This window comes from Arthrobacter sp. Y3221157 (assembly GCF_059089865.1).
The window spans coordinates 24795-46755 of sequence record NZ_JBNHFD010000023.1 but is presented as its reverse complement, the minus strand read 5'-3'; the positions used below and the strand labels follow the sequence as shown (position 1 = coordinate 46755).

The following is a 21961-nucleotide window of genomic DNA, read 5'->3' as shown; positions in this document are numbered from 1 at the left end:
CGGGAAGCAGCAGGCCGGCGCTTCGCTGCGGGCCGCCGGGCAGGCGCCGCCCTTCTGCCGGCGGGCCAGGCGGCACCAATGAACAGGGCCAGGAACGTTGCCACAAGGGACACCCCGGCGCCGAAGAAGTAGTTGTCTGGATCGTTGGTGGGCACCGGCGTGCCCAGGAACGTTGACTGGCCGTCAAACGCCAGCTCCCACGTGCTCAGGAACGCCAGGACAAGGCCGACGGTGAGGCTGGTGCCGGCCCCGACGCACAGCAACACCAGCCGGCGGCCCCGCACCAGGACCTCGCCGACGGCGGACAGATACGCAAGGGCAAGCACGCCAAGGAACGCGACGAACACCGGCTCGGCGAGGGTCATCCCCGTGAGCACGAGCAGCAACGCGGCAACGATGCCGGCGATGACCGCGAACTTTCCGCTTTTCCCCATGTGGCGCACGGGCACCATCATTCCGGAGGAGCAGGCTGCCGCAGGACGTAGCCACGCATGATGGCCATGATTGCTGCAACACTTTGGTCACGGCTGCGCTCGGGGTTGTAGGTCTGCCTGTCGAGCCCCACCACAAAGCAGGCACCGAAGATTGCCGTCTCCAGGCTGCCCCGGGACACGGATTCGTCCACAGGATACGCCTGCGCCACATCGTCTACGGCCTGGGCAATGACGGCCAGCAGCTCGCCGCGCAGCACCGCGAAGGTGCCCTGCCATTCGCTGGGCGTGCGCCAGTTCTCGCTCACCCAGAGCCGGGCGAAGGACGGATACTCGGCCATGAAGTCCATGGCCTGGCCGATCATGGCTTCCATGGCTTGCAGCGGATCCTGTGCCGGCTCTGTCCCGGCCTCGAGCAGCCGTGCCTTCAGGATGTCCACGCCGTGCCGCAGCAGCTGCGCGATGAGTTCCGATTTGCTGCCGAAGTTGTAATAGACGGTGCCTTTGGACACCCCGGCCGCGTGGGCGATCTCGTCCACGGTGACGTTGGCGGCTCCGCGTAGGCCAATAAGCTCCATGGACGCGTCGAAGAGTTTTTGCCGGGTGGCGGTGGTCCGTCCTGGCCGCTGCCCTTTTGCTGGCGCCGGCGGCCCGGAGGTCATGCTGCGATCTCCGGTTTCAGCGTTTTCAGGGTCCAGTATTTGTTCCTGCGGACGGCCAGTGTGGACAGGACGGCCCCCAGCAGGGTGTAGCCCAGGAGTCCGAGGACCGTGGGGAGGATCATGGACAGGTCGGCCCCGTAAATCAGGTGCCGCATGCCCGTGACCACGTATCCCATGGGCAGTACCTGGTGCACCACATGGAGGGGTTCCGGGGTGGTCTGCCAGGGGAACGTGCCGCCGGAGGACACCAGCTGGAGCACCAGCAGGATCAGCACCACCAGTTTGCCCGGCGACCCCAGCAGCGCCACGATTCCCTGGATGAGGGCGCTGAAGGCCGTGGCCGCCGCCAGCATGAACAGCCACATGAGGACCGGGTGCACCGGGTTCAGCCCCAGCGCGAGGTTCACCACGAGTGTGAGCAGGGTGGCCTGGACCGCGGACACCGCCAGGAACGGCAGCCAGCCGCCGACGGCAATCTTCCAGGACGGCGCGTTGGATGCCAGTGCCCGCTGCGTAATGGGCCGCATGACCTGCACCAGCATGAAGATGCCTATCCACAGCGCCAGGGTGAGGAAGAACGGTGCAAGCCCCGCGCCGTAGGAGTCGGCCTTCGCCTGGGAAACGTTGCTGACGGCGACAGGATCGGCCATCACCCGCGACAGGTTGTTCTTCTGGGCATCGTCCGGGTTGGGTACCTGCCCCGCACCCTTGCCGAGCTCGTCCGCCAGGTAACGTGAGCCATCGGCGGCAGTGGCAGCCCCCGCGGCAAGCTGGGCCGCACCAGCATCCAGCTTCCGGGCGCCTTCGGCGAGGCCGGCAGTGCCGTCCAGGGCTGCTTGTCCTCCGGTTGCCAGCGTGGCGGCACCGGTGTGCAGCTGGTCCGCCCCGCTGGACGCCTGCCGGACGGCGTCCTTGAGTGCCGGCGTCCCGGCGGCGAGCTGCGCGGCGCCGACGCTGACGGACTCGGCGCCGTCAGCCAGCTGCTGGACCTGGGCGGCGTCCGTCTGGACCTTGGCCTTGGCCGCCGCCACCGGGCTGGACGCCGCCGTGGCGTCGAAGTCGGCCAGGATGCTGTCAGCCTGTTCCTGGGTCAAGACGCCGGCGGCGACCAGCCGGGTGTTCGAGTCAATGACACGCGTGCGGAGTCCCTGGTCGGCCCTTTCCAGCTGGACGGCCACGTCCTGGAACTTCGCGTTCAACTGGGCGTTGCCGGCAGCTACCTGTGCCGCACCCGTGGCGAGGATCTGCGTGTCGGTGGGCAGGGACGCGGTCTTGTCCTTGAGGGCGGACAGGCCGCTGCTGAGTTGTCCCGCGCCGTCGGTCAGTTGGTTGGCGCCGTCCCGCAGCTTCAGTTGGCCTGCGTAAAGGTCGTCGGCGCCGGTGCTTAGGCCGGAGGTTCCCCCCTGGAGTCCGGCCGCGCCGTCGCGGAGCTGCGCCACGCCGTCGGCCAGCCGGCCGGCGCCATCAGCGGCCTGCACCATCCGGGTATGGATCGTGCCGAAGCCGGTCAACAGCTGGTTGGCGGTCTCCTCGCCCACCTCCGTGGCTACGGTGCTGTGTACTGACGTGGTCAGCTTGTCCACGATGGTGCTCAGCAGATAGTTGTTCGCATCGTTCGTGGTGACATTCAGCATGGCCTGGCTGGCCGAATCGAAGCTGCCCGGCGACACGAGGTTCGCGGAAAAGTCCTTCGGGATCTTCAGGGCGAACGCGTACTCACCGTCGCTGACGCCCTGGTCGGCTTCCTGGCTGCTTGCAACCGGAACCCAGTGGAAGACGTTGCCTTCCACCAGGCTGTCCGCCACCTTGGTTCCGGCCGCAAGATGGGTGCCGTCGCTGGCGGTGGCACCGGCGTCCTCCACAACCAAAGCCGCATCCAAGTGGTCCAGGTTCCCGTACGGGTCCCAGTTGGCATAGAGATAGACGGCGCCGTACAGCAGGGGAACCATGGTCAGCGCCAGGATGGTCAGCTTGGGCAGCAGCCCGCCGGTCATGCGCTTGAGTTCGGAGCGGGCCAGCCGCAGTACGGTCACTTGGCAACCTCTGTTTCGAAGTGGGTGTGCTGGTGGTCCGGGCGGCGGTTCGCGTCGTCTTGCGCCTCTGCTTCCCCCCGGCGCCCTGCCTCATCCCGGGGGTCTGCCGCTTCCTGGGGCGCTGCCTCGTCCCCTGATTCGCGGCCCGCCTCGGCGTTGCCGACTTCCACGGCTGGACCGGTCCATGACTGCGGCAGGGCACTGACTGTTGCTACGACGGCGAGCTGCCGCCCGGCGTCGGACGCCAACTGCCGGAGCTTCGGCAGCCAGTCGCCGTCGTCCCCGCTGTGCCGGTCCGGAGAGTCCACTACCAGCAGGTCCGTGCGGGGGTTGGCCAGGGCCAGGGAGACGAGGAGCTCCAGCCGGCGGCGCGGCTCCAGCTGCTCGGTCCAGAGGCCGGCGATGTCCTGGAAGCCGTTGACCTTGATCCAGGGGCCGCTCAGCAGTGCTCCGCGGTAGCGGCGGGGGACAAGGGCCAGGTCCTCGGTCACCAGGTCGCGGACGCTCAGATGCTGCTCGGGTTCGTTGACGCCCGGGGAATCCACCAACGCGCTGGCGAGCCGCAGCTGGCGGATGCGTTGGTTGCCGTCCCAGCTGAGCACGCCGCTGCTGGCCTTCATCCTGCCGCCCAGGACCAGGGCAAGAGCCGTCCTTTGGTCCTGGCGCTGGCCCGTGACGAGAAGCAGTTCACCCCGGCTGACGTGGAGTGAGGTGGAGGGAAGCAGTGAATCGCGGCGCCCTTTGACATGGAGCTGATGCGCTGAAAGCAAGAATCGCCTTTCGCGGTGAATGCGGCTGCTTCCAGCTTAACGAAACTGACCGGTCAGTTCAAATACCGCTCACAGCCCGTACTTCTCCAAAAGGCGCAACCACACCTCGCTGAGGGTGGGGTAGGAGGGCACCGCGTGCCACAGGCGGTCCAGGGGAACTTCGCCCACGACGGCGATGGTTGCGGCGTGCAGCAGTTCGGCGACATCCGGGCCGGCGAAGGTGGCCCCGAGGAGGACCTTGCGGTCCTCATCCACCACCAGCTGCGCCCAGCCCTCGTAGTTTTCGGAATGCAGGGAGGACCCGGCCACCTGGATGGGAAGCTCCACCGAGGAGGCGTTGTACCCGTCCTTTCGCGCCTTCTCCAGGGTGCGGCCCACGGAGGCGAGCTCAGGATCGGTGAAAACCACGCCGGGCACCGCATGTGCGTTGGCCGTCTGCGCGTACCGGCTCCATTCGGCGGGTGCTCCTTTCAGTTCCCCCTTGGCGCGGGCGGCGATGGCGTCGCCGGTGGCGCGGGCCTCGTACTTACCCTGGTGCGTGTAGAGGTGCTCACCGGCGGCGTCTCCTACCGCGTACAGCCACGGCTCGTCTCCGGGTGTTCCCTGGACCAGGCCTGAGGCGTCCGTGTCCAGGACAAGGTGCCCGTCCTTGTCCGGCTCGAAGCCAAGGCTTTCCAGGCCAAGCCCCTCCAGTGCGGGGTGCCGGCCGGTGGAGACCAGGACCTTGTTGGCCGTCACGGTGGTCCCGTCGGACAGCACCAGGCTGAACGTGCCGTCGTCGTTTTCGCTGATGCGCTCGGTGGCCGTGTTCAGGCGGAGTTCGACGCCGTCAGCGCGCAGCCCCGCGGCCACAAGCCGTGCGGCCTCCTCCGGAAAGTTCCGCAGCAGTCCGCTGCGCGCCACCAGTGTTACATCAGAGCCCAGGCGCGCGAATGCCTGGGCAAGTTCGGTGCCGGCAACGCCGCCGCCAAGGACAGCAAGCCGCTGCGGGACCTCCTTGGCCGACGTTGCTTCGCGGGTGCCCCACACCTGGAGGTCCTGCAGTCCCTCGATGGGGGGAGTGTTGGGCATGGAGCCGGTTGCCAGGACTACCGCCTGCCGCGCCCGGAGCAGGTGCGATGTTCCGTCCAGCCCGGCCACGTCCACGGTCCTGGCTGCAGTGAGCCATGCGTGGCCACGGACCAGTTCGATGCCTGCCTCCTTGACCCACGACGCCTGGCCGTCGTCCTGCCAGTTTGCGGTCATGTCATCGCGGCGTTTCAGCACGGCTGCAGCATCCAGCGTGCGCGTGACGGCCTCTTTCGCGCCCGGCGTGGTCTGTGCGCCATGCAGTGCGGTCCCAGGCCGGAGGAGTGCCTTGGACGGCATGCAGGCCCAGTAGGAGCACTCGCCGCCCACCAGTTCTGCCTCCACCAGGACTGCCGTCAATCCCCCCTGGACCACCCGGTCCGCCACGTTTTCCCCTACGGCGCCTGCGCCGATCACCACTACGTCAAATTCGCGCTCAACAGCGTCCGGCATCATGGGGAAAGCCTACGCCCGGGCGGTGACAGTAAGGGCCCGGTTTGGTGCGGATACAGGGGGGGATGGATGCGCGGCGGGCCGGCGCTGGTTAACGCATAAGGTCCGCACCGGCAAACCGGTGCGGACCTTGGTTGTGCGCCCAAAGGGATTCGAACCCCTGACCTTCTGTTCCGTAGACAGACGCTCTATCCAGCTGAGCTATGGGCGCATCTCGTGTCCTTGGAGAAGAACCGCTCTCCCTGAACCTCGAATTACTTTACGCGAGGTTGGCCGCCGTGCCAAATCGAAAGCCATGTAATCTGCACGACTAGACCGGTATAGGTGACCTTCGTCACTTAATCGGCCATTTTCCCGCTGCTTTTCCTTGAATTCTCGCGGAATCCGGTTTTTTCAGCTCCATTTGCCCGACATCCGGCCCAAAAACGCCGGTGGTCCGGACCATAGCATTTAGCTCACACCGATGAACCCGAGGAAGGGAACCGAAATGGGCGATCTGGCGCAGAAGCCGCTGCTTGATAAAGCACCCACCACACATGCCGGTCTGCTGGCATGGGTCGAAGAGGTTGCTGAGCTAACGCAGCCGGACCGCATCTACTGGGTTGACGGATCCGAAGAGGAAAACACCCGTCTCACCGATGAGCTTGTTGCAGCCGGAACCCTGACCCGGCTGAACCAGGAGCTGTTCCCCAACTCCTTCGCCGCTTTCTCGGACCCGGCTGACGTGGCACGCGTGGAGGAGCAGACGTTCATCTGCTCCGAGAACAAGCGTGACGCCGGGTTCACCAACAACTGGATGGCCCCGGCGGAGATGAAGGACAAGCTCCGCGGCCTCTTCGCAGGTTCCATGCGCGGCCGCACCATGTACGTCATCCCGTTCGTCATGGGCCACCTGGATGCAGAGGACCCGAAGTTTGGCGTCGAAATCACCGACAGCGCCTATGTTGTTGCCTCGATGCGCATCATGGCCCGCATCGGCACCGACGTCCTCAACCGCATCACCGAGACGAACGCCTTCTTCGTCCCGGCCCTGCACTCCCTGGGTGCCCCGTTGGAGGCGGGCCAGGAAGACGTGCCGTGGCCCTGCAACCCGGACAAGTGGATCGTGCACTTCCCGGAGGAGCGCTCCATCTGGTCCTTCGGCTCCGGCTACGGCGGAAACGCGCTGCTGGGCAAAAAGTGCTACGCCTTGCGCATCGCCTCGGTCATGGCCCGCGATGAGGGCTGGCTGGCCGAGCACATGCTCATCCTCAAGCTGACATCCCCGGAACAGAAGACCTACTACGTCTCCGCGGCATTCCCCTCCGCCTGCGGCAAGACCAACCTTGCACTGCTGGATCCCACCATCAAGGGCTGGAAGGTAGAGACCCTCGGCGACGACATCACCTGGATGCGCTTCGGCAAGGAAGGCGAACTGCGTGCCGTCAACCCCGAGGCGGGCCTCTTCGGCGTTGCTCCGGGCACCGGCTGGGGCACCAACCCCAACGCCATGCGTGCCATTGCCAAGGGCAACAGCATCTTCACCAATGTTGCGCTGACCGACGACGGCGGCGTGTGGTGGGAGGGCATGACCGAGGAAGTGCCGGCGCACCTGACCGACTGGCAGGGCAACTCCTGGACGCCTGAGTCGGGCAAGCCTGCCGCGCACCCCAACTCGCGCTTCTGCACCCCAATCGACCAGATCGACATGCTGGCCGAGGAATACCACAGCCCCAACGGCGTGGAACTGTCCGCCATCCTGTTCGGCGGCCGCCGCAAGACCACCATCCCGCTGGTCACCGAGGCCCTCAGCTGGTCCAACGGCATCTTCATGGGTTCCACCCTGTCCTCCGAGACCACTGCCGCAGCAGCCGGTGCGGTGGGCGTGGTCCGCCGTGACCCCATGGCCATGCTGCCCTTCATCGGCTACGACGCAGGCGACTACCTGAACCACTGGGTCAACCTGTCGGCCAAGGCAAACCCCGAGCGGCTGCCCAGGATCTTCCTGGTCAACTGGTTCCGCCGGAACTCCGAGGGCGGCTTCGCCTGGCCCGGCTTCGGCGACAACGCCCGCGTCCTCAAGTGGGCCATCGAACGCCTCGAAGGCAAGGCGGACGCCGTCGAAACCCCCATCGGTTTCGTTCCCACCGGTGACTCCATCGACCTCGAGGGCCTGGACATGACCCCGGCGCAGGTCGAGGAAGCCGTCAAGGTCGACCCCACCGAATGGGCTGCTGAACTTGCCTCCATCGAGGAATGGTTCGCGAACTTCGGCGGCTCACTGCCCGAAGCACTCCAGTCGGAGCTGGCGGGCCTGAAGAAGCGCCTCTCCTAAACGGTTACAGCAGAACGACGGCGGCCCCGCACCTTTCGAGCGAAAGGTGCGGGGCCGCCGTCGTTCCTTGACAGGGGCCTCCGCTGCCGAGGGTTCCCTGGCTGAGCGGAGCGAAGCTAGGGAGGCGGTGGGGATCTAGCCGGCCAGCCAGATGTCCGGGCCGAAGACCTCGTAGTGGATACTGGTGGCCGGTATCCCGGCGTCGATGGCCTCGTTGCGGATCTTCTGCATGAAGGGAAGCGGGCCACACAGGTACAGGGACGCATTGGCGGGAAGATCTACCTCCCGCAGCGACATGAAGCCCTCGCGTGCGCCCGCCTCGGGCTTTTCCAGCCACAGCTGCAGTTCGGCACTTTCCAGGCGTTCGACGTCGTCCGTCATCTGGCTGCGCAGCGCCCAGCTGTCCAGGGTGCTTTCGGCATGCAGCACCAGGACCCGCCGGTCCGTTCCGGCTTCGGCCAGCGAACGCAGGATGGAAGCCGTAGGGGTACAGCCGATACCGGCAGAGGCCAGGACAACGGGACCGGCACCCTCCTTGAGTGTGATCTCGCCGTACGGGTTGGAGATTTCGAGGATGTCGCCCACCTGCACGTCTCCGTGCAGGACCGGGGAGACCTCGCCGCCGTCGTCAAGCTTTGTGGTGAAGCTGCGGCTGGTCCCGGCGTCCGCCGACAGGGAGTACTGGCGGACCTGCCGCAGCCCTTCCGGGAGCACCACTTTAACGCTGATGTACTGGCCGGGAAGCGCAGGCGTGACGGGGGTGTCGTCCGCCGGCTCCAGGGTGAAGGTCATGGCGCCGGTGCCGGCCGGAGTCTTGGCCGCCACGCGCCACGGCGTCCAGCTCCGGTCATTGGCCTGGCTGGCGTACAACCCCTTCTCGAGCTTGATCAGGGCATCGGCCATAAGCCAGTAGACCTCAGTCCAGGCCTCGGCGATCTCAGGCGTGATGACCCCGGCGAGGTCCTCGGCGATGGCGGCGAACAGGTGCTCGTAGACCACCTGGTACTGCGGCTCCGTGATGCCCAGGGAGGCGTGCTTGTGGGCGATCCGGGACAGAACGGCTTCCGGAAGCGTGCCGGGGTTGTTCACCAGGTGGGTCGCGAACGCCGCGATACTGCCCGCCAGGGCCTGCTGCTGGTTGCCCGAACGCTGGTTGGAGCGGCTGAACAGCCCGTCCAGCAGTTCGGGGTGGGCGGCGAAAAGGCGGGAGTAGAACTTGGGCGTGATCGCGCCGATCCGCGACCCGACCAGCGGAAGGGTGGCTTCGATAACGGGGCGGGACTTTTCCGAGAGCATGCAGACTCCTGAGATAGTGGCCGGGGCCTTCGTCCGGCCAAGTACGAATACATGCATTCGCATGCGTGTATTCATAGCTCAAGTTCTACAACTCGTAGAAGACGAAATCAAATTGCGCGGAGATGTTGCGCCCGGACGCAAGGAGTCTTATCCGGGGCCAGGCGAGAGTCCGGGCCGGAGGCCGATCATGTCGAAGACCGGGGCCATCTGACGCGACCCGGGCAGGTCCGCGATCACCACGGAGTCAAGCTCCCGGTAGAACGCCTCCCTGGCCCGCGCCAGCGCTGCCCGCAGCTTGCACTCATTGATGAGCGGGCAGTTGCCTGTTGCCGCCATGCATTCGGCGGGGTCGGTGCGGGTGTCAAGCTCGCGCAGGATCTGCCCCACCGTTGCCATGCGGCCCGCATGACTCAGGCGCGAGCCGCCCGTCCTGCCCCGCGCTACCTCGATCAGCCCGAGGCTCCGCAGCTTTGCCATTGCCTTGCTGACATGGTTGTAGGGCGTTCCCACCGAATCCGCAATGCTCTGCGTGGTGAGCAGCTCGCCGCCGGGAACGGCGGCGAGCACCATCAGTGCCCGCAGGCTGACATCGGCGAAGGCGTTGATCTTCATGGCCGGCGGCGGTCTAGTCCACCCAGATTGCGGGTTCGTTGGAATCGGCAGCCAGCTCGCCGAAGTCCCATGTGCGGGTTGCCGTGTTGGCCGCGTAGGGCAGCACGGCCGCGAAGACTGAGCCATCGCGGTGTTCGGCGGCCACGTGGATGGCGTCCGAGTCCTCCTCCACCAGCAGGATGTCGCACACGATGGCGGCAGCCCGGAAGCCATCCCTGTTCTGCCGCAGCAGGGCGTGGAGGTCGCTGATCATCGCGTCGGCGTCGAAGTCCGCGTCCGAATCCTCCGCCACGTCGGCGGGGGAGACGGCAACGAGCCGTACCTCGCCGTCGTTCTGGACCGTGAGGGCGAAGGGCAGGAAGCCGCCGTTGCGCTGGAGTTGTTCCTGGGCGGCGCTGACGCCCGTCCCCAGGAGGTTCTCCAGGTCAGTTGCGGTGCCGTCCGGAACAGAATCGCGCCATGCGGCTTGTCCCTCGGCTCCCGGCAGCGTCCCGTCAGCCATCGCGCCCTAGGCCCGGACGATCGACAGGACGCGGTCGCGGATCCGTTCCATGGTGCCGCGGTCCGTAGCTTCTGCATTGAGCCGGAGGAACGGTTCGGTGTTGGAGGGGCGCAGGTTGAACCAGTAGCTGCCATCGTTGGCGGTGAAGGTGCTGCCGTCCAGGGTGTCGATGGTGAGGTCCTCGCCGGCGAAGGCGGCGCGAACCCGTTCGACGGCGGCAGGCTTGTCTTCAACTTCCGAGTTGATCTCACCCGAGCTGACGTAGGGCTCGTATTCGCGGCCCAGCTCGGACAGCGGGCCGTCCTGCTCACCCAGGGCGGCCAGGACGTGCATGGCGGCCAGCATGCCGGTGTCCGCGTTCCAGAAATCCCGGAAGTAGAAGTGGGCCGAGTGCTCGCCGCCGAACACTGCGCCTTCCTTTGCCATGACGGCCTTGATGAAGGAGTGGCCCACGCGTGTGCGGACGGCTCGGGCGCCGTCGTGCTCCACCAGTTCGGCCACGGCACGGGAGCAGAGGAGGTTATGGATGATCGTTGGCGTGGCCTCACCCTGAGCCTTCGCGCGGGCGATCTCCCGCCGGGCCACCATGCCGGTAATGGCCGACGGCGACACGGGCTGGCCCTTCTCATCCACCACGAAGCAGCGGTCGGCGTCGCCGTCGAAGGCCAGGCCGATGTCCGCGCCGTGCTCGATAACTGCGGCCTGCAGGTCGCGGAGGTTCTCCGGCTCCAGCGGGTTGGCGGGGTGGTTGGGGAAGGAGCCATCCAGCTCGAAGTACAGCGGAATGATGTCGAACGGGAGCTTGGGAAGCAGGGTGTCGCCCAGGACCGCGGGCGTGGTGAGGCCGGCCATGCCGTTGCCGGCGTCGACGACGACTTTGAGGGGGCGGGAACCGGACAGGTCCACCAGCTTGCGGAGGTATTCGGCGTAGTCCTTGAGCACGTCGCGGACACTGATCTGGCCGCGGGTGCCGGCAGCGGGAATGGAACCGGTGTTGAGGTACTGCTCGGCGAGGGTCTGGATGTCCTTGAGGCCGGTTTCGGAGGAGATGGGAACCGCACCGGCCTTGGACATCTTGATCCCGTTGTAGCCGGCAGGGTTGTGGCTGGCGGTGAAAGTGGCGCCGGCGCGGTCCAGGAAACCGCATGCGAAGTACAGCTCATCGGTGGAGATCAGGTCCAGCAGCTCGACGTTTGCGCCGCGGGTTGCTGCCCCGTCTGCGAAGGCTTTGCTGAACTCGGGGGAGGAAGGGCGCATGTCCCCGCCCACCAGGATGGTCTGCCCCTCGAGCTGCAGGACGTCCACGAACGCGGCCCCCACGGCTTCGACGATTTCGGCGGTGATGGTCTCGCCAACGATCCCACGGACGTCGTAGGCCTTGAAGGATGCCGAGAGATCAAAAGTCGTTGTCTGTTCGCTAGTCACGGGCTTTATCTTACGATGGCGCGGAAGGTGCCTGTGGAGGAGGGGTGGCGGCAGCCCAATGTGACGGCCGGGTCTTTGGGCCGGTTTCCACATATAAGTCCGCCATGTGTCCGCTGTCGGAGGTGGCTGGGATACTGAATCAATGGTCGATAACCAGCACGCCGCCCTGATAGACGCGCCAGCAACTTCCGGTACAGCATCCAACGGCCCAGGCCCAGGCCCTGCCTCCGCCACCCACCAGCAGGCACTGGAGGTCCTCCGGGAGCTGGTGGGCCACCCCGAAGCCGGTTTCCACGAAGGGCAGTTTGAAGCCATTGAGGCGCTGGTCGACGGCGGGCGGCGGGCTTTGGTGGTCCAGCGCACCGGCTGGGGAAAGTCGGCCGTGTATTTCGTGGCGTCCCTGCTTCTCCGGCGCCGGGGTGCGGGGCCCACGCTCATTGTTTCGCCCCTGCTTGCCCTGATGCGGGACCAGGTGGCCGCAGCGGCAAGGGCAGGCGTCCGCGCCGTGGCCATCAACTCGGCCAACCAGCTTGAGTGGGACACGGTCCGTGAGCAGCTGGCAGCGGACCAGGTCGACGTCCTGCTCGTCTCCCCGGAGCGCCTCACCAACCCTTCCTTCCGGGAAAACCAGCTGCCCGAACTGATCCGGCGCACTGGCCTGCTCGTCATCGATGAAGCACACTGCATCTCCGACTGGGGGCATGACTTCCGCCCGGACTATCGCAGGATTGCCGACCTGATCACCCGGCTGCCGGAGTCGGTCCCCGTGCTGGCCACCACCGCTACCGCCAACTCCCGAGTGGTGCACGATATCGAGGAACAGCTCGGGGCAGGCGTCCTGACCATCCGCGGCGCACTGGGCCGGGACTCGCTCCGGCTCGGCGTCCTGACCCTCCCGGACTCGAAACAGCGCCTGGGTTGGCTCCTGACCCACCTGTCCGATCTTCCCGGCAGCGGCATCATCTACACCCTGACGGTCTCCGCCGCGGAGGACACCGCCCGCCTGCTGGTGGAGGCAGGGCACGAGGTCCTGGCCTATACGGGACGCACCGATCCCGCGGACCGTGAGCGCGCCGAGCAGCTGCTCAAGGACAACCAGGTCAAGGCCCTGGTTGCCACATCGGCGCTGGGCATGGGATTCGACAAACCCGACCTGGGCTTCGTGGTCCACTTGGGCGCGCCCTCCTCGCCGGTGGCGTACTACCAGCAGGTGGGACGTGCCGGGCGTGGTGCCGCCAACGCCGACGTCCTCCTGCTTCCGGGCTCCGAGGACCGGGAAATCTGGCAATACTTTGCCACCGCTTCCATGCCCTCCGAGGAGAAAGCGGCCGCTGTCCTCACAGCGTTGGCGGAGGCGGGGACTGCGCTCTCCACGGTGGCCCTCGAAGCGCGGGTGGACCTGCGCCGCACCCCGCTGGAGCTGTTGCTCAAGGTCCTGTCCGTGGACGGGGCCGTCGAACGGGTAGGGGGAGGCTGGCGGTCCACGGGACAACCATGGGTCTACGATGCGGAGCGCTACCAGCGGATTGCCGAGGCCCGGGTGGACGAGCAGGACTCCATGGTGATCTACCAGGACACCGCAGGCTGCCGGATGGAGTACATCACCTCGGTCCTCGACGATGAAACGGCGCACCCCTGCGGCCGGTGCGACAACTGTGCGGGGCGCTGGTTCCCGGCAGACGTGGCGGAGGATGCCACCGCTGCCGCAGGCCAGACCTTGAGCAGGGCCGGCGGTGTCCTGGAGGCACGCCTGCAGTGGCCCAGCGGCATGGACCGCCTGGGCGTTCCGGTGAAGGGAAAGCTGAAGCCCGGCGAAGGACTCTCGGAAGGACGCGTCCTGGCCCGCCTGACGGACCTTGGCTGGGGCGGCGCGCTGCGGGAGCTGTTCGCTGCAGGTGCCCAGGACCGGCCCGTGGATCCCGGGATGCTGCAGGCCTGCGTGCAGGTCCTGCGGGAATGGGGCGCCGGCGATGCACGCACCCCGGGCTGGAGCGGTGCGGGCAGGCCCGCCGCCATCGTGAGCATCCCGTCACGAAGCAAGCCGCAGCTGGTGGGCTCCCTCGCCAGGGGAATCTCAGAGATCGGCCGGATTCCCTATCTCGGCGAGCTGCAGCTGGCCCACGGTGGCCCCACCGGGAGCCGCGGCGGCAACAGCGCCTACCGGCTGGCCGGGGTGTGGGACCGCCTGGCCGCCGGACCGGAGCTTGAAGCAGCGCTGGCAGCAGTCCAGGGGCAGAGCGTGATGCTGATCGACGACCTCGCGGACAGCAGGTGGACGCTCACGGTCGCGGGCCGCGCTCTTCGGCAGGCCGGGGCCGGCGCGGTTCTTCCACTGGTGCTTGCCCAGGCCGGCTGACTTCCGCGCCCGCGTGCCGGGGCAGCAGGAGGCTGTCCAGGGTGCTGGCGAGCATCAGGGCGGCCATGGCGAGGAAGGCGCCGCGGAACGGGCCGGCCGGGTCCGCAGATCCCGCCGGCAGTCCGGAGAAGATCCGGATCAGCAGTGCCGCCACAGCGATGCCCGCACCGGTGGCGAGCTGCACAAGGGTGGCGGAGACCGTGTTCGCTGACGTCAGCTGGGACGGCACGATGTCTGCGTATTGCACGGAGGCGTATGCCGAGAAACCGATGGACCGGAACGCGCCGCTGCAGACCAGCAGGGCGAATGTCAGTGCCTGGGGTGTTTCGGGCGTGAGGAAAGCGCACGCGGCGAAGGTAGCGGCGGACGCGAGGGAAGCGAAGACCAGCATTGCCTTGAAGCCGAAGCGGCGGATCAGCGGGGTGGTGGCCGGCTTGATGCCGATGTTGCCGATGAAGACCGCCGCCACCATGATGCCCGCGTGGATGGGGGACCAGCCGAATCCTGTCTGGAACATCAGTGGCAGCAGGAAGGGGACGGAGCTGATGGTCAGGCGGTAGACGAACCCGCCGGTGGCCATGGCGCGGAACGTCCGGGTCCGGAACACTTCCAGGTCGAACAGCGGGTTCCTTGCCTTGCGCATCCACAGCACGGCGGCCGCGAGGCAGATGGCTCCGGCGGCTGCGCTGATCCCGGCCCAGGGGGTGTCGGGGTGGGCGCTGGCCAGTTCGAGGCCGGTCACCAGTGCGCCGACGCCCAGGGTGGTGAGGATAAGCCCGGGCCAGTCCAGGCGGCGGCCCGGGTCTCCGCTGGTGCCGGGTACCAGGCGCAGCGCTGCGATCAGGGCGGCGGCGCCGAGCGGAAGGTTGATCAGGAAGATCCAGTGCCAGGACAGATAGGTGGTGAGTGCGCCGCCCACCAGGGGAGCGAGGACCGGAGCCAGGAGCCCGGGCCACACCAGGAAGGCGGTGGCCCGCAACAGGTCGGCTTTGGGAGTCCCGCGCAGGACCACCAGCGTTCCGACTGGCACCATCATGGCTCCCCCGGCGCCCTGGGCGATGCGGCTCAAAGTCAGGGTGGTGAGGTCCTGGCTCAGCGCGCAGGCAAGCGAGGCGGCGGTGAAGACGGCGATGGCGAGGCAGAACACCCGGCGGGCTCCGAAGCGTTCGGCCAGCCAGCCGCTGATCGGAATGCCCACGGCCACCGTCAGCAGATAGGCCGTCATGGTGATGTTCACGTCGGCTGCCGGAACGCGGAAGTCGGCTGAAATATTGGGGATGGCGGTGGTCAGGACCGTGCCGTCCAGGAATTCCATGAAGAACGTTGCCGCCACCAGGAGCGCCAGGCGCGGATTCCACGCCTGCCCGGTGCTTCCGCTTCCGTCCACCTGAGTACTCGCCGCCATTCGTTTATGGTGCCATCGGGAGTAGCCTGCAGCAGTGCGGTGTCCGGTCCCCGGACGGCCCGGACACGGCCCGGGAACGCAAAAGGCCCCGGTCCAGGGACCGGGGCCAAACGCGGAGACGGGGGGATTTGAACCCCCGGTCGAGTTTAACCCCGACCCTTCATTAGCAGTGAAGTCCATTCGGCCGCTCTGGCACGTCTCCAATTGCTATTCCTAGCCCACCAAGGATACGCAGATTCGGGCACCCAGTGCAAAACGCCGCGAAGCAGGCGCAACGCCAACAGACACGGTGTGCAACAGCGGAACTCAGGCGGCGGGCTGCGCGGGCCGCACCATCCGGATCTCGCGCAGGTTCTCCCACTCGGCCAGGACATCTTCGGCGCCGTCAGGTTCAAAGCCGAACCGGCGGTAGAAACCGATGGCACGGCTGTTGTCGGCCGCCACCCACAAGCTGGCCGCTTCATTTCCAAGTGCCGTTTCCAGCAACCGCCGGCCCAGTCCCAGGCCCTGGTGCGAGGCCAGCAGGTACAGTCCCCACAGCTGGAAGTCTCCGGAGGCCGGCGGTGGATGCCCTTGCGGGGAACCCGGGGCGGGATCCCACCGGACACCCGCGAATCCGACCACTGTCCCGTCATCGCACGCCACCCACGCTGCCGCGGGCTCGGGACGGTCCAGCAACATCCGCCACAACTCCAGCCGGTTGGCCTGATCCACCCCGGACAGGAAGGCGTCGGAGAGCATCCCGCGGTACGTTTCCCGCCAGCAGCGGATGTGCACCTCGGCCAGCGCCTCCACGTCGGCGGCGACGGCCCGCCGCACCGACAATCCTGGCGTCACGACAACCCGCCCGCCAGCGCCTTCCACAGGAAATGCTGGCTGCGTGCCTGCAGCGCGGCGGCTTGCCGGTTGTCGGACGCACCGGCGTGGCCGCCCTCCAGGGCCTCATGGAACCAGACGTTCGGGATGCCCATGGCCAGCATGCGGGCTGCCATCTTCCGGGCCTGGACAGGCCCCACCCGGTCATCGGAGGTGGCGGTCCAGATGAACGTTTCGGGGTACTCCACCCCGTCCCGGAGCAGGTGGTAGGGGGAGAAGGTCCTGATGTACTCCCACTGCTCCGGCACATCCGGGTCGCCGTACTCCGCGATCCAGGAGTGGCCGGCGGACAGTTTGGTGTAGCGCCGCATGTCCAGCAGGGGCACGCCGCAGGAGACGGCGCCGAACAGTTCCGGGTACCGGGTGAGCATGTTCCCCACCAGCAGCCCGCCGTTGGAGCCACCCACGCAGCCCAGCCGCTCCCGGGAGGTGACACCGCGGTTGATGAGGTCGCGGGCCACAGCGGCGAAGTCCTGATACGCCTTGTGCCGGTTCTCCTTGAGGGCCGCTCGGTGCCAGGACGGACCGTATTCACCGCCGCCGCGGATGTTGGCCACCACGTAGACCCCGCCGCGCGAATGCCCGTCGCCGCGGCCGGCGGGGCCCGCTGTCCGGCGCTCCAGCCACGCCCTACCCACGGTGCCGCTGTAGGCAGGCGTCCGGGAGATCTCGAACCCGCCATAGCCCGACAGCTGGGTGGGGTTCTGGCCGTCCAGTGGCAGGTTCCGGGCGGACACCTGGAAATAGGGGACGCGTGTTCCATCCTCGGACACCGCGAAATGCTGCTGCACTTCGTACTCGCTGTCCGCAAAGAACGACGGCGATGCCTTCACCACCGCGTGCCGGCTTACCACGCCGGGCTGCCCGCCGTCGTCATGGTTGCGTTCCAGGTTCCCCCGCATCAGCGTGCTGGGGGTGGTGAACCCGGTGGCGACGAGCCAGAAGTCGTCGCCCGCACCGCCGTCGGCCGCAGTTTCGTCCTCATCGTCCACGGCGTAGGCGTTGACGTCGTGCAGGGGCGGGCAGGCGTCCAGGGGAGTGGACGCCCAGGCGCCCGCCGCGCTGTCGGCACCTGCCACGGGGCGGGACGGGTCGAGGACCCGGATTTCGGACGAGACGTCACGAAGGAGATTCAGCAGCAGGAAGTTGCGCGTCCAGCTCCAGGACTGCAGCGAGGTGCGGGCATCCGGCGTGAACAGGACGGACAGGCGGCGGCTGCCGGCCAGGTAGTCCTCGAACGCCGCGGCCAGCAGCGATCCGGCCGGATAGGTGGTGCCGGCCAGGATCCAGTCCTGCTGCGGGCGGAACAGCAGCCACTCGCGGTGCGCGCTGACGTTGACGTCGGTGGGGACGTCGATCGCCACCCATTCCCCGCCGCGGAGCACCAGGTTGGTGCGGTTGAAGAAGTCGATGTAGTCCACGGCGAAGGTGCGTTCAAAGCCGGGAGTTGAATCGTGGGCCATCACTGCCATCATGTGGTCTTCGGGGACCTCAAAGAGCCGGGGAGCCGACGCGAGGCTGGCGCCGCGTCGGAGGGTTACCGCGGTGCGGGCGTAGGAGGACGCCGTCCTGGGCAGCCCTTCGGCCGTGGAGGCGACCAGCAGGGTGTCCGCGTCCAGCCATGACACGTTGCCCTTGGCAGTGGGCAGGTCGAAGCCGCCCCGCGTGGGGTCCACGAAGGAGCGGGTCTCGACGTCGAATTCGCGGTAGCGGTTGGCGTCGCCGCCGTCGGGGGAGAGCGCCAGGAGGGCCAGGCGGTAGGGGTCGCCGGTCGCCGGCCGGAGGAACGTGGCTCCATGGAACACCCACTCCTCGCCTTCGGCGGCGGACAGCGCGTCCACGTCCAGCAGGACGTCCCACTCGGGGGAGTCAGTGCAGTAGCTTTCCCAGGTGGTCCGGCGCCACAGGCCCTTGGGGTTCTGCTGGTCCTTCCAGAAGTTGTAGTACCAGTTGCCGCGCTTACCCACCATGGCGATGCGGTCCGTGGAGTCGAGGACTTCCAGGATGCTGCCCTCAAGCGCCGCATAGTCCGCGTCCTCGAGCAGGTCCTCCGTGCGGGAGTTCTGCTCCTTGACCCAAGCAAGCTGCTCTTCGCCGTAGATGTCCTCGAGCCACACGTTTTCGTCGATGGGCTCCGGCGCGGTGCCCGCAGGCGCGCTCCCGGGGCTGGCCCCGGAACCCGGAACGGACGCTGAATCAGCTGCAGTGGTGGTCATTCGCCCATCCAAACAACATCGGTGCCGGCGGGCAAGGCGTTCAGCTGGCAGCGGATAGTCTGGATGCCGTGGAAAATACGCAGAGCATCCGGGCCGCCATCATTGGTGCCGGCCCCCGCGGCACCAGCGTGCTGGAACGCCTGCTCGCGCACTCCGCCGCCCGCCGCGCCAGTGACGGCGGGGCCCTCCGGCTCCACATCGACGTCGTGGATCCCTACCCGGCCGGGCCGGGGCATGTCTGGCAGCCGCAGCAGTCGCGGCTGTTCCTGATGAACACCCAGTCCTTCTACCCCACGCTCATTCCGGAGGACCCGTCGCTTCCGGCGCCGCTGGCAGGCACCTCGTTCGACAGGTGGCGGGAGCGGCAGCAGCGCAACCCGCTGCCGTCCCTGACCGCGGACGAGCGCGCGGAACTCGCGGTGCTGCAATCCAATGACTTTCCCAGCCGCGCCCTGTACGGCAGGTACCTGCGCTCCACCCTGGAGGACCTGCTGGACAACGCGCCCGACGGCGTCACCGTCCAGTTCCACGAAACGTCCGCCATGTCGGTCCGCCCCGCAGCGGACGGAACGTTCGACGTCGGCCTGGCCACCGGGGAGACGCTCCGCACCGGCTCCGTGGTGCTCGCGCTGGGCCACATCCCGTCCAGGCTCAACCCCGAACAGCGCGAGCTGCAGGCGGCGGCGGAGCAACTGGGACTGCAGTACCTGCCCCCGGCGGCACCCGCCGACGTGGACTGGTCCCGGATCCCTGCCGGCGAACCCGTCCTGGTCCGCGGCATGGGGTTGAACTTCTTCGACACGATGGTGCAGCTCACCGAGGGCCGCGGCGGAAAGTTCGTATCCGGCGGGGGACGGCTGGAGTATGAACCGTCCGGCCAGGAGCCGCTGATCATCGCGGCCTCCCGGCGCGGTACCCCGTACCGGGCCAAGGCGGCGCTGGAAGGCTACTATCCGGCGTCGGTCACCCTCCGCTACCTCACCGAGGCGGCGCTGGAGCGGTTCCGCAGGGCCGGCATCCGGCCCGGGTTCGACCATGACCTGTGGCCGCTGCTGCACCGCGACACTCTTTGGGCCTACTACTCCACGCTGGTCCGCTCGCAGCCCGCCGCCGTCCCGGACAGGGCTGCCTTCCTTGCCGCCCTCGAAGAAGCGCTGCACCCGCACGCGCATTCGGCGGCCAACTGGGAGGACAGCGTGGAGAGCGTGCTGGCAGTCCATGTGGGACCGCGGCACAGGCTGGACCTTCCCGCGCTCGCGGCACCCCTGGCAGGAAGGACGTTTGGTTCCCGGAGGGAACTCGACGCCGCCGTGGTGGAGTACCTGCTGGACGATGCCCGCCGCTCAGCCCTTGGCGAGGACGACCCCGTCAAGATGGCCATCGGCGCCCTGCACCACGGGCGCGCCGTCCTCAAGACCGCAGTGGCCGACGGCGGCATCACCGAGGCGTCCTGGGTGGCCGGACTGCGTGGCTGGTTTGAGTCCTTCGTTGAGGGCCTTGCCAGCGGGCCTCCGGCCCTGCGCTCCGAGCAGCTGGCCGCGCTGGCCCGGGCCGGAATTGTCAGCTTTGTGGGCCCGGACCCGAAGTTCGGCGTTGACCGCAGGACCCGGATGTTCACCGCGTCCTCACCCTGGGTGGACGGTCCGCCGGCTGCCGCGCCCACCATGGTGGAAGCCCTGGCCCCCGGCAACAGGGTCTCGGCCAACGACTCGCCACTCCTCGGGCAGCTGCTGGGTGACGGCGCGGTCCGGCCCCGCCTGATGATGACCGCCGAGGGTGCGCCCGTCCAGTCCACCGGCCTGGACGTGGTGCCCCACCCGTACCGGCCTGTGGCGGCAAACGGCGCCGTCACCGAGGGCATCTATGTCCTGGGCCTTCAGCTCTCCTCCAACCAGTGGGGGACGGCCATCGCCGCCGAGGCTGCCCACCCCGGGTACCCCGTCTACCGGAGCGGCCAGCGGACCCTCCGCGACGCCGACGAGATAGCCGCCGCCATCCTCGGCCGCTGACCGGCCGCCCGCATCGGGAACCTCTCGCTGCGGCGTAACAAAAGGCGCTGCACCACGAGAAATATTCGGGACGGATTTCCCACCGGCAGGCCTGCCACGCAGCGCAGGACTTGACGACGGCGGCGCCCATCAGGTCCCCTTCATGGCCGTGATGGGCGCCAAGCCCCCGCACGTACGGGCCCGTATGTCACCAGGTGAAGCGACGTGACCCTCCGTTACCCCGCACCGTGGCCCAGCGTTGCCGCCGGTTAACCGCCGTGTAGGAGTGTTGCAACATGCGTCCACGGCCTTACCCGGGAGACGTTTTGGGGCCAATCATGACCCGGGAAAACCTGAAATTTCCTGCCGTTTCCCGCCGTGAAGGCGCCCCTTCTGCTTCGGATTCCACTCTGTTCTAGTGGTTGCCACGAGCCAGCCGGCCCGGACCCAACCGACTGCAGAAAGACCCCCGATGAAAAACCGACTCCTGCCCGCAAGACGAATCACCGCCGCAAGCAAGGCAGCCGCAGTGGCCGCCGCCGCGGCACTGTCGCTGGTGATGTCCGGGTGCGGCGGCAGCGCCACCGCGGAATCGGCGGGAAGCGGCGGCACCGAAGTGAAGACCGTCCGTTACCAGGGCTCACCCAACACCGTCTCCCTGCTGGAGGTGGCCGAGGACCTGGGGTACCTCGGCGACGTCAAGCTCCAGTGGGTCAGCAACACCACCAGCGGCCCGCAGAGCATCCAGTCCGTTGCCACGGACCAGACGGACATCGGCGGCGCCTTCACCGGAGCGGTGATCAAGCTGATCGAAGCGGGCGCCCCCGTCCAGGCCGTTATCAACTACTACGGCGAGGACAAGGACACGTTCACCGGGTACTACGTGGAGGAAGGCAGCCCCATCACCAGCGCCCGCGACCTGATCGGCAAGAAGATCGCGGTGAACACCCTGGGCGCCCACCATGAGGCAGTCATCACCACGCACCTGAAGAACAGCGGACTGACGCCCGAGGAAATCAAGCAGGTCCAGCTGGTGGTGGTACCGCCCAACGAAACCGAGGTGGCCCTGCGCAAGAAGCAGGTGGACGTAGGCACCCTGGGCGGGGTGCTCCAGGACCGGGCGCTCGCCGAAGGGGGCATCCGGGCCCTGTTTACCGACGTCGGGGTCATTGGGGGGCCGTTCGACGCCGGCCAGTACGTCCTGCGCAAAGACTTCCTGGCAAAGAACCCGGAGACCAGCCGCACGCTGGTGACTGGCGTGGCCAAGGCAATCGAGTGGGAACGCAACACACCCCGTGAACAGGTCATTGCCAAATTCGAGGAGATCATCGCCAAGCGCGGACGGAACGAAAGCACCGAGGCGCTCAAGTACTGGAAGAGCGTGGGAGTGGCCTCACCCGGGGGGCGCATCTCGGATAACGACTTCACCCGCTGGTCCGATTACCTGAAGTCCGCAGGGATCATCAGCGGCGGCCTGGACACGGCAAAGCTCTACACCAACGAATTCAACCAGTTGGAGACAACCGCTCCGGCTGCACAGTCCAAGGGATAACC

At 67.4% G+C, this 21961-nt stretch carries 15 protein-coding genes, 2 tRNA genes and 1 pseudogene; 4 read left to right on the top strand and 14 right to left on the bottom strand.

The window, feature by feature from the left end; all coding sequences use genetic code 11:
• From AC5RTT_RS08750 to AC5RTT_RS08725, 6 genes and pseudogenes are all read right to left on the bottom strand, one after another.
• A pseudogene (locus AC5RTT_RS08750) lies at window positions 1-434 on the bottom strand (hypothetical protein); the annotation flags it as partial.
• A gap of 17 nt (window positions 435-451) precedes the next feature.
• A complete protein-coding gene (locus AC5RTT_RS08745) occupies window positions 452-1093 on the bottom strand; it encodes a TetR/AcrR family transcriptional regulator (protein ID WP_494144855.1) in 642 nt (213 codons plus the stop codon).
• Window positions 1090-3126 (bottom strand): YhgE/Pip family protein, encoded by a 2037-nt coding sequence (locus tag AC5RTT_RS08740; RefSeq protein ID WP_494144854.1) that lies wholly within the window; start codon window positions 3124-3126, stop codon window positions 1090-1092. Before AC5RTT_RS08740 ends, AC5RTT_RS08745 begins: the two co-directional genes overlap by 4 nt.
• A complete protein-coding gene (locus AC5RTT_RS08735; protein WP_494144853.1) occupies window positions 3123-3896 on the bottom strand; it encodes an ABC transporter ATP-binding protein in 774 nt (257 codons plus the stop codon). The genes AC5RTT_RS08740 and AC5RTT_RS08735 overlap by 4 nt, the downstream gene beginning before the upstream one ends.
• Before the next feature lie 69 nt (window positions 3897-3965).
• The gene (locus AC5RTT_RS08730; RefSeq protein WP_494144852.1) at window positions 3966-5420 is read right to left on the bottom strand and encodes a dihydrolipoyl dehydrogenase family protein; all 1455 of its coding nucleotides are present in this window, start codon (window positions 5418-5420) and stop codon (window positions 3966-3968) included.
• Between the two features lie 134 nt (window positions 5421-5554).
• A tRNA-Arg gene (locus AC5RTT_RS08725) sits at window positions 5555-5628 on the bottom strand.
• A 276-nt stretch (window positions 5629-5904) separates the two neighbouring features.
• Here AC5RTT_RS08725 and AC5RTT_RS08720 point away from each other — a divergent pair.
• Entirely contained in the window at window positions 5905-7731 is a 1827-nt protein-coding gene (locus AC5RTT_RS08720; RefSeq protein ID WP_494144851.1) for a phosphoenolpyruvate carboxykinase (GTP), read from the top strand.
• Window positions 7732-7866: 135 nt separating this feature from the next.
• Here the strand turns inward: AC5RTT_RS08720 and AC5RTT_RS08715 are convergent, their stop codons facing one another.
• The 4 genes from AC5RTT_RS08715 to AC5RTT_RS08700 all read right to left on the bottom strand — a co-directional run bounded on the left by AC5RTT_RS08715 (window position 7867) and on the right by AC5RTT_RS08700 (window position 11566).
• On the bottom strand, window positions 7867-9027 hold the full coding sequence (locus AC5RTT_RS08715; protein ID WP_494144850.1) for a globin domain-containing protein: 1161 nt from the start codon (window positions 9025-9027) through the stop codon (window positions 7867-7869).
• Window positions 9028-9174: 147 nt separating this feature from the next.
• Window positions 9175-9639 (bottom strand): RrF2 family transcriptional regulator, encoded by a 465-nt coding sequence (locus AC5RTT_RS08710; protein WP_494144849.1) that lies wholly within the window; start codon window positions 9637-9639, stop codon window positions 9175-9177.
• A gap of 13 nt (window positions 9640-9652) precedes the next feature.
• A complete protein-coding gene (locus tag AC5RTT_RS08705) occupies window positions 9653-10141 on the bottom strand; it encodes a hypothetical protein (protein ID WP_494144848.1) in 489 nt (162 codons plus the stop codon).
• Window positions 10142-10147: 6 nt separating this feature from the next.
• Complete coding sequence (locus AC5RTT_RS08700; RefSeq protein ID WP_494103818.1) at window positions 10148-11566, bottom strand: phosphomannomutase/phosphoglucomutase; 1419 nt, start codon at window positions 11564-11566, stop codon at window positions 10148-10150.
• A gap of 142 nt (window positions 11567-11708) precedes the next feature.
• Here AC5RTT_RS08700 and AC5RTT_RS08695 point away from each other — a divergent pair, with 142 nt between their 5' ends.
• A complete protein-coding gene (locus AC5RTT_RS08695) occupies window positions 11709-13922 on the top strand; it encodes a RecQ family ATP-dependent DNA helicase (protein WP_494144847.1) in 2214 nt (737 codons plus the stop codon).
• Here AC5RTT_RS08695 and AC5RTT_RS08690 read toward each other — a convergent pair.
• From AC5RTT_RS08690 to AC5RTT_RS08675, 4 genes are all read right to left on the bottom strand, one after another.
• The gene (locus AC5RTT_RS08690) at window positions 13846-15327 is read right to left on the bottom strand and encodes an MFS transporter (protein ID WP_494144846.1); all 1482 of its coding nucleotides are present in this window, start codon (window positions 15325-15327) and stop codon (window positions 13846-13848) included. The genes AC5RTT_RS08695 and AC5RTT_RS08690 overlap by 77 nt on opposite strands.
• Before the next feature lie 113 nt (window positions 15328-15440).
• A tRNA-Ser gene (locus AC5RTT_RS08685) sits at window positions 15441-15529 on the bottom strand.
• A 104-nt stretch (window positions 15530-15633) separates the two neighbouring features.
• A complete protein-coding gene (locus AC5RTT_RS08680) occupies window positions 15634-16164 on the bottom strand; it encodes a GNAT family N-acetyltransferase (protein WP_494144845.1) in 531 nt (176 codons plus the stop codon).
• Window positions 16161-18419 carry a prolyl oligopeptidase family serine peptidase gene (locus tag AC5RTT_RS08675; RefSeq protein ID WP_494144844.1) on the bottom strand — a complete coding sequence of 753 codons (2259 nt, stop codon included), beginning with the start codon at window positions 18417-18419 and terminating at the stop codon, window positions 16161-16163. The genes AC5RTT_RS08680 and AC5RTT_RS08675 overlap by 4 nt, the downstream gene beginning before the upstream one ends.
• Window positions 18420-18487: 68 nt before the next feature.
• Between AC5RTT_RS08675 and AC5RTT_RS08670 the strand changes: the two genes are divergently transcribed.
• Together AC5RTT_RS08670 and AC5RTT_RS08665 are read left to right on the top strand one after the other, a co-directional pair.
• Entirely contained in the window at window positions 18488-20428 is a 1941-nt protein-coding gene (locus tag AC5RTT_RS08670; RefSeq protein WP_494144843.1) for an FAD/NAD(P)-binding protein, read from the top strand.
• A gap of 451 nt (window positions 20429-20879) precedes the next feature.
• Complete coding sequence (locus tag AC5RTT_RS08665) at window positions 20880-21959, top strand: ABC transporter substrate-binding protein (protein ID WP_494144842.1); 1080 nt, start codon at window positions 20880-20882, stop codon at window positions 21957-21959.
• Window positions 21960-21961 lie beyond the last annotated feature (2 nt).